Consider the following 11,944-nt stretch of genomic DNA (forward strand, 5'->3'; position numbering starts at 1 on the left):
GGGCCGGGGCGCGCGCCTACAGTAGGGGCTTGTGCTCTACGGCAGATCTGCGGAAATCAGCGTTCTCGACGAGGTGATCGCGCGCGCCCGCGGCGGCGCCGGCGGCGCGGTGGTGCTGCGCGGCGAGGCGGGGGCGGGCAAGACGGCCCTGCTCGACGCGGCGGCCGCGCGCGGCGGCGCGATGCGGGTGTTGCGGCTCACCGGCGTCGAGTCGGAGTCCGACCTGGCGTTCGCGGCGCTGCATCAGCTTCTGTGGCCGGTGGCCGGTTCGCCCGGCGCGCTCGACGCGCTGCCCGAGCCGCAGCGTCTCGCCGTCCGCGCGGCCCTGGGGCTGGCGGCGGGGGGCGCCGGTGACCGGTTCCTGCTGGCGGCCGGCGTGCTCTCGCTGCTGGTGGAGGCCGCCGCGCCGGACGGGCTGGTCTGCGTGGTGGACGACTTCCAGTGGATCGACCGGTCCTCGGCCGACGCGCTGCTGTTCGCCGCCAGGCGGCTGGCGACCGAACGCATCGCGATGCTGCTCGCGGTGCGCGGGGACGCCGCGGTCAAGGGCGTGCCGCTGACGGTGGAGGTGCGCGGCCTGGCCGAGACCGCCGCGGACGAGCTGCTGGCCTCCCGTCACGGGGCGCTGCCCGTTCAGGTGCGGCGCGAGCTCGTCACGCTGACCGGGGCGAACCCGCTCGCCCTGCGCGAGATCGCCGCCCGGCTGACGCCCGCCCAGCTCGCCGGACGCGAGCCGCTGCCCGACCCGCTGCCCGGCGGCGCCCGGCTGTTCGGCGACCGGGTGGCCGCGCTGTCCGCCGCCGCCCGGCTGGCCGCCCTGGTCGCCGCCGTGGAGGGCGACCTCGGAGCGGTCCTGCGCGCCACCGGCCGGCTCCTCACCGACCACGCGGACCGGCCCGGCACGCGAAACGCCCCCTCGACGCCGGCCCCCATGGAGGCGGAGGCCGGGCGGGGGGCGCTGGTCGAGCTGGAGGAGGGCGGGTTGGTGGAGGTGTCGGGCACCGGCGTGCGGTTCCGCCATCCGCTGATCCGTTCGGCGGTGCACGAGGCGGCCTCCGCGGCCGAGGTGCGCCGGGTGCACGCCGTCCTGGCGGAGCTGACCGAAGGCGACCGCCGCGCCTGGCACCTGGCCGGAGCCGCCCTGGGCCAGGACGAGGAGGTGGCCGTCGCGCTGGTGGCCGCCGCCGGCCGGGCCCGCGACCGCGGCGGGTACGGCGCCGCCGCCACCGCCCTGGCCAGGGCCGCCGAGCTGACCCCCGAGCCGCGCGAGCGGGCCGTCCGGCTGAAGGACGCCGCCGTCGCGGCCTGGCTCGGCGGCCGTCCGGGCCAGGCGGAGTCGCTGCTGGCCGAGGCGCGCGAACGGGCCGGCGGCGACGTCGCCGTGACCATGGAGATCGCCCAGCTCCGGGGCCGGTTCGAGCTGAACTCCGGCAACGCCGCAGAGGCCGTGCGGATCCTGGCGGCGGGCGACAGCCTGGACATGCTGGCCGACGCCTCGGAGGCGGCCGCGTACGTCGGCGACACCGCGATGATCGTCGAGCTCGGCCGCCGGGCCGCCGCGCACCCGGAGGGTTTCCTGCGCGACACGGTGGCCGGCATCGGCCTGACCATGGGCGGCGACCCCGCCGGGCCCGGCCTGCTGCGCCGGGCGCTGGCGCGGGCCGGCGAGCTGGAGGACCCGGCGGGTCACCTGTGGGCGGCGGCCGCGGCCAGCCAGCTCGGCGAGACGGACCTGGCCGCCGAGCTGAGCGACCGGGCCGGGCAGGTGGCCAGGGTGTCGGGCATGGCGGGGCAGTTGCCGGTCGTGCTGGAGTTCGCGGCGACCGCCGAACGGCTGGCCGGGCGGCTGGCGCGCAGCCAGGCCCTCTCGGAGGAGGGCCTGGAGCTGGCCCGCGAGGCCGGTTACGAGAACACGGTGGCCGCGCACCTGGCCAACCTGGCGGTGGTGGCGGCGCTGCGCGGCGAGGAGGAGGACTGCGAGCGGCTGGCCCGCGCGGCGCTGGCCATCGCCGTCCCCCATCGGGTGGGGCTGCGGGCCGGGGTGGCGGCGTACGCGCGGGCGATGCTCGACCTGTGCCTGGGCCGGCACGCGGCGGCGCGCGACCGGTTCGCGGCCATCGCCGCGGCGGGTCCGGGCACCGGGCATCCGGCGGTCGTCTGGCGGACGATTCCCGACCGCGTCGAGGCCGCCGTCGGGGCGGGCGACGAGGAGGGCGCGCGGGCGGCGCTGGAGGCGTACGAGCGGGGGGCGCGGCACGCGGCGACGCCGGAGTCCCGCGCGCTGCTGGCGCGCTGCCGGGGCCTGGCCGAATCGCGCGAGGACGCCTTCGACGAGGCGCTGCGGCTGCACACCAACCCCTTCGAGGCGGCCAGGACGGCCCTGCTGCTGGGCGAGCGGTTGCGCCGCGGGCAACGTCCGGGCGAGGCGCGGGCGCATCTGCGGATGGCGTGGGAGACGTTCGAGCGGGCGGGCGCTCGGCCGTGGGCGCGGCGGGCGCAGGAGGAGCTGCGGGCGGCGGGCGAGAGCGGGCAGGCGCCGGCCGCGGCCGTGCTCGACGCGCTGACCCCGCAGGAATTGCGCATCGCGGGCCTGGTCGCCGACGGGTTGTCGAGCAAGCAGATCGCCGCCCGGCTCTTCCTGAGCCCGCGGACGGTCGAGTACCACCTGTACAAGATCTATCCGAAGCTGGGCATCGGCTCCCGTACTGATCTGGCGCGGCTAGTAGTTCTACAGAAGGCGCCCGTAGCGGGGCCGGGCAGGCTGTGAGGCATGCAAAACGTGAACATCTGGAGTGAAGAGTTCGGCGCCGCCACCGACGAGCCGATCCTGCTGATCATGGGTTCGATGTCGCAGGGCGTCCTGTGGCCGGACGAGTTCGTCGGGCTGCTGACCGCGGGCGGCCGCCGGGTGATCCGCTACGACCACCGTGACACCGGCATGTCGGACACGGTCGACTTCGCGGCGCACCCGTACACGTGGGACGACATCAAGGACGACGTCTACCGGGTGATGGACGCGCACGGCCTGGACAGCGCGCACCTGGTCTGCCACTCGGCGGGCGGGCTGCTGGGGCAGTACGTCGCGGTGGAGCGGCCGGAGCGGGTGCGGTCGCTGACGGTCATCGGCTCCTCGCCGCTGGGCGGCGGCGAGGGGAAGGTCATCATGCGGGCGCTGCTGGGGCAGCCGCAGCAGGAGGGCTGCCTGCCGGTGCCGCTGCCGGAGTTCGTGTCCTTCTACCAGGCCGTGATCGCGGCGCCGCCGCCGCAGGACCGGCGGGCGGCGATCGAGGGCATGATCGCCGAGCAGCGGCTGCTGCACGGGACCGGGCTGCCGTTCGACGAGGACGCGGCGCGCCGGTTGCAGGAGCGCATCTACGACCGGGCGCGCGACCTGTCGGCGACGGTCAACCATCGGCTGGCGGCCGGCGCCAACCCCGATTTCGAGCCGGTGGGCGTGCTGCACCAGGTCAAGGCGCCGACGCTGGTCATCGAGGGCACGCACGAGCCGGCCAAGCCGGGTCATGGCGCGCTCATCGCCGAGCAGGTGCCGGGGGCGCGGTTGATGATGGTGGAGGGCCTCGGGCACACGCTGCCGCCGGAGGTGCACGACGAGCTGGCCGCCGCCGTCCTCGCGCACACGGCTCCCCGCGATCGCTGATTGGCCGGCTCGCCGATCATGCCCGATGCTGGGTCGATGATCAGCATCCCGCCGCGTACGGCCACCGACGCCTACTTCGCCGAGAGGAACGGGTCGAGGCGTCTCGACATCGTCTTCGACATCGACCTCGGGGAGCTGCTGGAGGGCCACCACGTGGTGGCCCGCGGGCTGGAGCTGTCGGAGACCGGCGGGGTGCTGCACTACGAGTTCGTCCCGGGGGTCCGGGACGAGGAGACGGACAGCAAGGGGTCGTTCTTCTGGTACTGGATGCTGTCCGCCGAGGACGACCTCGGCACCGACTACTCCAACGAGAACAACGGCGGCTTCGACGGGAAGGGCGGCAGGGCCGCGCACGGGAGCCGCATGCTCGGCGGGGTGGTCCCGGGCTCGGCCCGCCGGCTGAGGATCGGTTTCCAACCCGCCTGGGAGTGGACGCCGCCGGGTCCGTGGTGCCGGCGGCTGGACGTCGAGCTGCCGGACGGCCCCGTCACCGAGGTGTGGACGGGCCCGCGCGAGACCGGCTGACGCCGAGGCTCGTCGAGAGGAAGGCGGGGTCGCGTTGCACGGTACCCGGCAGCTCCTCGATGGGCGGCACGTCTACGGCTGCGTGCTGCCGCCGGAGGCCGACGGCTGATGGGAAGGACGAACAGGTGTCGCTGAAGGACCAGCCCGAGTTCCGGACCGTCTACGCCCCGGACGCCTACCCCCGCACGACGGCGTCCGCGGTCCGCTACGTCCCGGTGCTCAAGGACGGCGCCGTGGCCTGGACCGGGCGGCTGCGCTGGGCCAAGGCCAACGGCGTCACCCCGCTGCGGGCGCTGCGGCACTGGGCGGGCGAGGCCGAGGACGCCCGCGCCGGGCAGGTTCCGGTGCGGCAGCCGTTCGAGCTGCCTTCCCTGAGCGCGCTGGAGGAGCTGGCCGCGGCCGCGTGACGTCCCGCCGCACGGCCCGTCCGCGGATCGGGCCTCACCGGGCGGGCGCCGCCGCGGGAGCGCCGGCGGCCAGGACCCGGCGCGCCAGCGTGACGTAGAAGTCCGTCCCCGTCCGCAGGACGGCGTCGTTGAAGTCGTACTCCCTGCTGTGCAGCGGGTCGCCGCCCCGGCCGGGTTCGGTGCCGTTGCCGAGGAAGGCGAAGCAGGCCGGCACGGCCCCGGCCAGGACGCCGAAGTCCTCGCTCGGCATGACGGGCGCGCAGCCGGGGTCGACGCGGTCCTCGCCGGCGACCGCGACGGCCGCCTCGACCGCCGCTGCGACGCAGGCGGGGTCGTTGACGGTGGGCGCGAACTCGTGGGTGTAGGTGACGGCGCACGTCGCGCCGTGGGCGGCGGCGATGCCCTCGCAGAGCCGCCGGACGCGGTCCTCCAGGAGCGCGGCGACGGCGGGGTCGAAGCTGCGGGTGTCGCCTCTGATGACGACCTCGCCGGGGATGGCGTTGCGCGCGCCGTCGGTGCTGATGTCGGTGCAGGACACCACGGCGGGCTGCGCGGGGTCGACGTTGCGGGCGACGACCGTCTGCAGGGCCAGGACGATCTCCGCGGCCACCACGACGGGGTCGACGACCATGTGCGGGCGGGCGGCGTGCCCGCCGCGGCCCCGGACGCGGATCTCGAAGTTGTCCTCGCCGGCCATGATGCTCCCGGCCCGGGTCAGGAAGTGGCCGGCGGGGGCGCCGGGCCAGTTGTGCAGGCCGTACATGGCCTGGACGGGGAAGCGGGCGAGCAGGCCGTCGTCGAGCATGGCCCGCGCGCCGCGGCCGGGCTCCTCGGCGGGCTGGAAGACGAACCGGACGGTCCCGTCGAAGCCGCCCTCGGCGGCCAGGACGGCGGCGGCCCCGAGCAGCATCGCCATGTGCCCGTCGTGGCCGCAGGCGTGCATGAAGCCGGGGTTGCGGGAGACGTGGGCGTGCGTGCCCGGCTCGTCGAGCGGCAGGCAGTCCATGTCGGCCCGCAGCCCGACGGCCCGGCCGCTGCCGCCCCTGGTCAGGGAGGCGACGACGCCGGTGCCGCCGACGCCGGTCACGACGTCGAGGCCCGCCCCCTCCAGCGCCTCGGCCAGGTAGGCGCTCGTCGCGTGCTCGGCGAAGGCCGGCTCGGGCCGCCGGTGCAGGTCGTGCCGCCAGGCGCGCAGCCGGGAGTCGAGGTCGGTCACGAGCGGGTCCCTTCCGTGCCGGTGGGAGGCACCATGATGGACGCGTCCGGCCGCCGGATCAATGGGGAGAGCCCCGCAGGTGCTCGTCGAGCCAGTTCAGGACCTTGGAGACGAGGCTGATGCGGTTGGCGCGGTTGCGGATCTCGTGGCCTTCGTCCTCGAAGAGCAGCAGGTCGCAGGGCACCCCGCGGGCGCGGGCCGCCCCGAACGCCTGCCGGGCCTCGTGCACCGGCACGTTGGTGTCCTGCGTCCCGTGCACGACCAGGAGCGGGGCGGCCAGCCGGTCGAAGGAGCGCAGCGGGGACAGGGCGTGCAGCAGGTCGCGGTCCGTCTCCGGGTGCCCGTACTCGGAGACCGCCGCGGCGGCGATCCAGGGTTCGGTACGGGCGTAGAAGGTGGCGAAATCGGCGATGCCGCTCATGTTCACCCCCGCGCGGAACAGGTGCGGATGGGTGACGAGGGCGGCCAGGGTCAGGTAGCCGCCGTACGACCAGCCCATGCAGGCGAGCCTGGACGGGTCCGCCGCGCCGGTCCGCACCAGCGCGGCGGCGCAGTCGGCGACGTCCTCGACCGCGCGGAAGCGCAGCGCCAGGTCGTCGGCCTGGCGGAAGGCCCGCCCGTACCCGCCCGAACCGCGCACGTTGGGCGCCAGCACCCCGATCCCGGCGGCCAGGAGGTTCTGGTAGAGCGGGTTGAAGGTGGGGCGTTCCTGGTCCTCCGGCCCGCCGTGCAGCGACACCACGAACGGCGCGGGCCCGTGGACGTGCGCGGGACGGTAGAGCCAGGCGGCCAGCTCCAGCCCGTCGCGGGCCGGGAAGCGCAGCAGCTCGGCGCCGGTCGCGACGGGGAGCCGCCCGGCCCCGGCGGCGTACCGGTACGTCCCGGAGGTCAGGTCGCACAGCAGCACGTGCGAAGGCTCCTCGGGGCTCTCGGCGGCGAGCACCGCCGTGCCGCCGTCCCAGGCGACGCGGACCGAGGTGACCACGTCGGCCGGTGGCGGCGGAAGCGTCCGGACGTGCGCGGCGGGCAGCTCCACGACGTCCAGGGCCGAGCGGCCGTGCTCGTTCCACAGCAGGACGCCGCGGCGGCCGTCGGCGCTGAGCGCGAACCGGTCCAGCTCGGCGTCCGGCCGCTCGGCCAGCACGACGGGATAGGCGTTGCGCCGCACCGCCAGCAGCGCGGCCCGGTCGCGGCCCGCGTCCGACACCAGGTAGGCGATCTCGCCGTCGGGCGACAGTGCCCCTTGGTCGGTCGAGCCGGGCAGGCCGGGCAGCAGGTCGCGCTCGCCGCCCGGCGGATGGCCGGGGACGGCGTCGGCCGCGTACATCCGGCGCAGGCCGCGCGGCCCGCGGCGGAGCAGCATGCGCGCGTGGTCGCGGCTGACCGCGGCCGGCCACAGCAGCTCCCCCACGGCGATGACCTGGCGCGCGCCGGTGACGGCGTCGGCCAGCTCGGCCCGGGTCAGGCCGGCGGCGGAGGTCTCGGCCACCAGGACCGACTCGCCCCGGCCGGTCCAGCGGACGAGCGCGGCCGACCCGTGCGGCGGGACGGCGAGCGGCCGCAGCTCGCCGCCGTGCGGGCCCACGGTCCACACCTGCGTGTGCTCGCCGCCGCCCGGCGCCACCAGGACCGCCAGATGCTCCCCCGTGGGGCCCCAGCTCACGTCCACGACCGGGTGGTGGCCGGTGTCGACCGGCCACGCGTCCAGATCCTCGCCGAGCGGCTGGACCCACACCCGGGGCACGCCGTCCTGGTCGCTGACGAACGCCACGGCGCTGTTGTCGGGCGCCAGCGCGGGCCGGCGGCAGCTCCAGGCGCGCAGGGCGGCCGCCGACGGCAGGTGCGACAGGTCGCCGAGGATGTCCGGCATCACATCTGGTGGGCCTGGAGCCACAGTTCGAGCAGGCCGATCTGCCAGAGCGTGTTGACGCCGGTCGTCGCCCTGTCGGACTCGGGGTCGGCCAGCAGCCGCCGCACGAACTCCGGCCGGAACAGGCCGCGCGCGCGGGCGGCCCCGCTGGTGAGGGCGTCCCGGACGAGGTCGAGCAGGGCCCCTTCGACGTGCCGGACGGCGGGCACCGGGAAGTAGCCCTTCGGCCGGTCGACGATCTGCGCGGGCAGCAGCCGGCGGGCGGCGTCCTTGAGCACGCCCTTGCCGCCGTAGGCCAGCTTGAGCCCGTCGGGGCAGGCGGCGACCAGCTCGACCAGGTCGTGGTCGAGGAACGGCGTGCGGGCCTCCAGCCCGTGGGCCATGGTCATGTTGTCGACGCGCTTGACCGGGTCGTCGATCAGCATGGCCGTGGTCTCCAGGCGCAGCACGGCGTCGAGCGCGGTGTCGGCGCCCGGCCGCGCCACGTGCTCCCGGACGAAGTCGCCGCTGACGTCCCGCTCCAGCAGGTAGCCGGGCGACAGGACGCCTGCCAGCTCCTGGTGCGGGCGGTCGGCGAACTCCCTGCGGTAGACCTCGGCCGCCCGCTCGCGCGGCACGCCCGCCAGCGGCGGGAACCAGCTGTAACCGGCGAACACCTCGTCGGCGCCCTGGCCCGACTGCACGACCTTCACGTGCCGGGCGACCTCCTGCGACAGCAGGTAGAAGGCGACGCAGTCGTGGCTGGCCATCGGCTCGCTCATGGCGCCCACCGCCCGTTCCAGCCCGTCGAGCAGGCGCTCGTCGGGGATGCGGATGCGGTGGTGGTCGGTGCCGAACCGGCCGGCGACCAGGTCGGAGTAGGCGAACTCGTCCCCCTGCTCGCCGCCGGCCGGCTCGAAGCCGATGCTGAACGTGGTCAGGCCGCTCTGCCCCTCCTCGGCCAGCAGCGCCACGATGAGGCTGGAGTCCAGGCCGCCGGACAGCAGCACGCCGACCGGCACGTCGGCGACCATCCGGCGGCGCACCGCCGTGCGCAGGGCGTCCAGGGTGGCCCGGCGCCACTCCTCCTCGCTCAGCCCGGCGTGCTCGGGCAGGGCGGAGCGGGTGTAGGGCGGGTCCCAGTAGCGGTGGTCGGTGCTCGTGCCGTCCGCCTCGACGACCCGGACGGTGGCCGCCGGGAGCTTGCGCACGCCCGCGAGGATCGTGCGCTCGCCGGGCACGAGCGAGTGGAAGGTCATGTAGTGGTGCAGCGCCACCCGGTCGATGCCGGTGTCCAGGCCGCCGCCCGCGGCCAGCGCGGGCAGCGTCGAGGCGAAGCGCAGGCGGCGGGCGTCGTGGCTGACGTACATCGGTTTGACGCCGAGCCGGTCGCGGCCGAGCACCAGCCGGCCGCTGTCCCGCTCGTGGATCGCGAAGGCGAACATGCCCTTGAAGTGGCCGACGCAGCCGGCGCCCCACCGATGGTACGCCTTGAGCAGCACCTCGGTGTCGCTGGTGGAGTAGAACCGGTATCCCGCGCCGCGCAGCTCCTCGCGCAGCTCGCGGTAGTTGTACAGGCAGCCGTTGAACACCACCGCCAGGCCGAGCCCGGCGTCCACCATCGGCTGGGCCGCCTTCTCCGACAGGTCGATGATCTTGAGCCGCCGGTGGCCCATCGCGACGGGCCCCTGCGCCCACAGGCCGGAGCCGTCCGGCCCGCGGTCGTGCATCGCGTCGGTCATCCGGCCCACCGCGCCGATGTCGGCCTCCGCGCCGTCGAACCTGAACTCGCCGCTCAGCCCGCACATGCCGCCACCCCCGTCGCGCAACCGCCGGCCATCAGGCCGCCGGCCGGTACGAAGGGAGGTCGTGGTCCCCCGTCGGCCGGTCCCACTCGCACGTGCGGGTCTCGCTGAGCACCAGGTCGGCCACGTCCGCCAGGCTGCCGCGCTCGGCGTACGCCGCCCGCTGGCGGGCCGCCGACGTGCCCGTCTGCAGGACCTGCCGGGTCAGCCTGGTCACCAGCTCCCAGTCGCCGGCCGCCTCAAGTTGCGGGCGCAGGCCCGCCACCAGGTCCTCGACCACCTCCTTGGCCGGGCGCGGCACGCCCTCCACCGGATCGACCAGGTCGCCCTCCAGCCCCCACCGGGCCGCCTGCCAGGTCGCCGCGCGCGCGGCCTCCACCTGCACGTCCGGCCCCGGGCCGCGGCGCGCCGCCGCCACCTCCCTGGCCACCAGCGCCCGGAACAGCCCGGCGATCAGCACGACGTCCTCCACCCGGGGGCAGGCGTCGCAGATGCGCAGCTCCACCGTCGGCACATGTTGCGAGGGCCGGACGTCGAAATAAAGCATCCCCGCGTCGCTGATCACCCCGGACCTGATCAATCCCTGCACCATCTCCTGGTACTCGGCCGCCGAGCCGAACTTGCCGATCGGGCCCGTGGTCGGCCACCGCTGCCACACCAGCGTGCGATAGCTGGCGTAGCCGGTGTCGGCGCCGTCCCAGAACGGCGAGCTGGCGCTGAGTGCCAGCAGCGGCGCCAGCCAGGGCGTCAGCCGGTGCGCCACCGCGACCGCGAGGTCGGGGTCGGGCACCTCCGCGTGCACGTGCGTGCCGCAGATGAGCTGCTCGCGGGTCAGCACCTGGAAGTCGCTGAGCATCTTCTCGTATCGCTGGTCGGGGAAGACCTTCACCTCGTCGAGGTCGGCCAGCTGCGGCGTGCCGACCGCCGCGATCCCCAGGCCCAGCTCGTCGGCGGCGGCGATCAGCTTGCGCCGCAGGCGGCACACGTCGCGGGCCAGGTCGTCCAGGGCCAGGAACGGCGCGCTGTTGGCCTCGACCATCGACCGCTGCAGCTCGTGCGTGAAGCTCTCCTCGGGCAGCGCGCTCAGCAGCGCCCCCGCCCGCGCGGTCACCCGGCGTGTGGTCGCGTCGAGGATGTGGTACTCCTCCTCCACACCGACCCGGATCGCTCCCCCGGACCCCTCCACGGTCACCACTCCCATCACTAGGCACTCGAAGCCACCCCCTTCTCCCCCGAAAACGGGCTTCAGCACCTCTTGACCTCCACAAATGAAGGTCAGGCCGCAAAAACGGCCCGTCGGATGCTCAGTGAGAGTGCCGGTGGGGGTCGGCGTGGATGTGGGTGCGCATGCCCTGGGGGTCGAACAGGATGAGCAGCTCGACCGTGCCGCCGTCGGCGCTGCCCAGCCAGTGGGGCATGGACGTGTCGAACTCGGCCGCCTCGCCGACCGGCAGGGTCAGGTCGCGGTCGCCGAGGACGAGCCGCAGGCGCCCGGTGAGGACGTAGAGCCATTCGAAGCCGTCGTGGGTCTGCGGGGCCGGTTCGAGCGGTTCCGGCCGCGCGGGAATGATCATCTTGAACGCGTGGACCCCGCCCGGCCGCCGGGACAGCGGCACGAACGTCATCCCGAACCGGTTGATCGGCTTGAGGTGGATCCGGGGGTCGCCGGTGCGCGGGGCGCCGACCAGGTCGTCGAGCGGGACGTCGTAGACGCGGGCCAGCGGCAGCAGCAGTTCCAGCGTGGCCCGGCGCTGCCCGCTCTCCAGCCGCGACAGCGTGCTCTCCGAGACGCCGGTCGTGGTGGCGAGCTCGGCGAGGGTGAGGCCGCGGTGACGACGCAGGGCTCGAAGACGCGGCCCGACCGCGCCCAGCACCTCGTCGATGTCGTCCTGCACGAGGGCCATCTTGCCATAACCGCAAGTTTTCGTGCCAGATCGGCGAGCTGCTGGTCGGATTGATCCCACACCCACGGAAGGAGACGCCCGTGCGCCGCCGCGACACCCCGCCGCCCCGCACCGGAGGCAGCGAGATCGAGACCCTGCGCGGCTTCCTCGACTACCTGCGCTCCTCGATCGCCGCGAAGGTCGAGGACGCCCCCGAACCGCAGGTGCGGACCGCCGCCGTGCCCTCGGGCACGAACCTGCTGGGCCTGCTGAACCACGTCACCCACGTCGAGCGCGCGACCTTCCTCGGCGCGCAGGTCGCCGCCTGGCCCGCGACCTTCCACGCGGACCCGGCGGACGGCGTGGCCGAGGTCGTCGCCCGCTACCGGGACGCCGTCGAGCAGGCGAACGCCGTGCTCGACACCTGCTCCGACCCCGGCGCGCCGCTCCCCCGCCGGCGGCCGGGACGGCCCGCCCCCAGCGTGCGCTGGGCGCTCACCCACATGATCGAGGAGACCGGCCGGCACGCGGGCCACGCCGACATCCTCCGCGAACTGATCGACGGCAGCACCGGCCGTTGACCCCGTCACTCTTCTCAGGA

At 75.2% G+C, this 11,944-nt stretch carries 10 protein-coding genes; 5 read left to right on the top strand and 5 right to left on the bottom strand.

The window, feature by feature from the left end:
- The first annotated feature begins 31 nt into the window (after positions 1 to 31).
- From ACIBST_RS37780 to ACIBST_RS37795, 4 genes are all read left to right on the top strand, one after another.
- Positions 32 to 2,767 carry a LuxR C-terminal-related transcriptional regulator gene (locus tag ACIBST_RS37780; RefSeq protein WP_397178367.1) on the top strand — a complete coding sequence of 912 codons (2,736 nt, stop codon included), beginning with the start codon at positions 32 to 34 and terminating at the stop codon, positions 2,765 to 2,767.
- A 3-nt stretch (positions 2,768 to 2,770) separates the two neighbouring features.
- On the top strand, positions 2,771 to 3,658 hold the full coding sequence (locus ACIBST_RS37785; protein ID WP_397178368.1) for an alpha/beta hydrolase: 888 nt from the start codon (positions 2,771 to 2,773) through the stop codon (positions 3,656 to 3,658).
- A gap of 36 nt (positions 3,659 to 3,694) precedes the next feature.
- Positions 3,695 to 4,183 (top strand): hypothetical protein, encoded by a 489-nt coding sequence (locus ACIBST_RS37790; RefSeq protein ID WP_397178369.1) that lies wholly within the window; start codon positions 3,695 to 3,697, stop codon positions 4,181 to 4,183.
- Between the two features lie 125 nt (positions 4,184 to 4,308).
- Positions 4,309 to 4,590, top strand: a complete 282-nt coding sequence (locus ACIBST_RS37795; protein WP_397178370.1) for a hypothetical protein — start codon at positions 4,309 to 4,311, stop codon at positions 4,588 to 4,590.
- Positions 4,591 to 4,624: 34 nt separating this feature from the next.
- Here the strand turns inward: ACIBST_RS37795 and ACIBST_RS37800 are convergent, their stop codons facing one another.
- The 5 genes from ACIBST_RS37800 to ACIBST_RS37820 all read right to left on the bottom strand — a co-directional run bounded on the left by ACIBST_RS37800 (position 4,625) and on the right by ACIBST_RS37820 (position 11,364).
- Positions 4,625 to 5,806 carry an amidohydrolase gene (locus tag ACIBST_RS37800; RefSeq protein WP_397178371.1) on the bottom strand — a complete coding sequence of 394 codons (1,182 nt, stop codon included), beginning with the start codon at positions 5,804 to 5,806 and terminating at the stop codon, positions 4,625 to 4,627.
- 58 nt (positions 5,807 to 5,864) lie between these two features.
- Positions 5,865 to 7,676: a S9 family peptidase gene (locus ACIBST_RS37805; RefSeq protein ID WP_397178372.1), complete on the bottom strand. Its 1,812-nt coding sequence runs from the start codon at positions 7,674 to 7,676 to the stop codon at positions 5,865 to 5,867.
- Positions 7,676 to 9,463, bottom strand: coding sequence for an N-acetylglutaminylglutamine amidotransferase (locus ACIBST_RS37810; protein WP_397178373.1), 1,788 nt, complete (start codon positions 9,461 to 9,463; stop codon positions 7,676 to 7,678). The genes ACIBST_RS37805 and ACIBST_RS37810 overlap by 1 nt, the downstream gene beginning before the upstream one ends.
- 31 nt (positions 9,464 to 9,494) lie before the next feature.
- Entirely contained in the window at positions 9,495 to 10,661 is a 1,167-nt protein-coding gene (locus tag ACIBST_RS37815) for a glutamate--cysteine ligase (RefSeq protein ID WP_397178374.1), read from the bottom strand.
- A gap of 103 nt (positions 10,662 to 10,764) precedes the next feature.
- Entirely contained in the window at positions 10,765 to 11,364 is a 600-nt protein-coding gene (locus ACIBST_RS37820) for a helix-turn-helix domain-containing protein (protein ID WP_397178375.1), read from the bottom strand.
- Between the two features lie 80 nt (positions 11,365 to 11,444).
- On the opposite strand from ACIBST_RS37820, the gene ACIBST_RS37825 reads away from it, so the two are divergent.
- On the top strand, positions 11,445 to 11,924 hold the full coding sequence (locus tag ACIBST_RS37825; RefSeq protein WP_397178376.1) for a DinB family protein: 480 nt from the start codon (positions 11,445 to 11,447) through the stop codon (positions 11,922 to 11,924).
- Positions 11,925 to 11,944: the final 20 nt, after the last annotated feature.

It is taken from the genome of Nonomuraea sp. NPDC049684, assembly GCF_044465345.1.
GTDB lineage: Bacteria > Actinomycetota > Actinomycetes > Streptosporangiales > Streptosporangiaceae > Nonomuraea.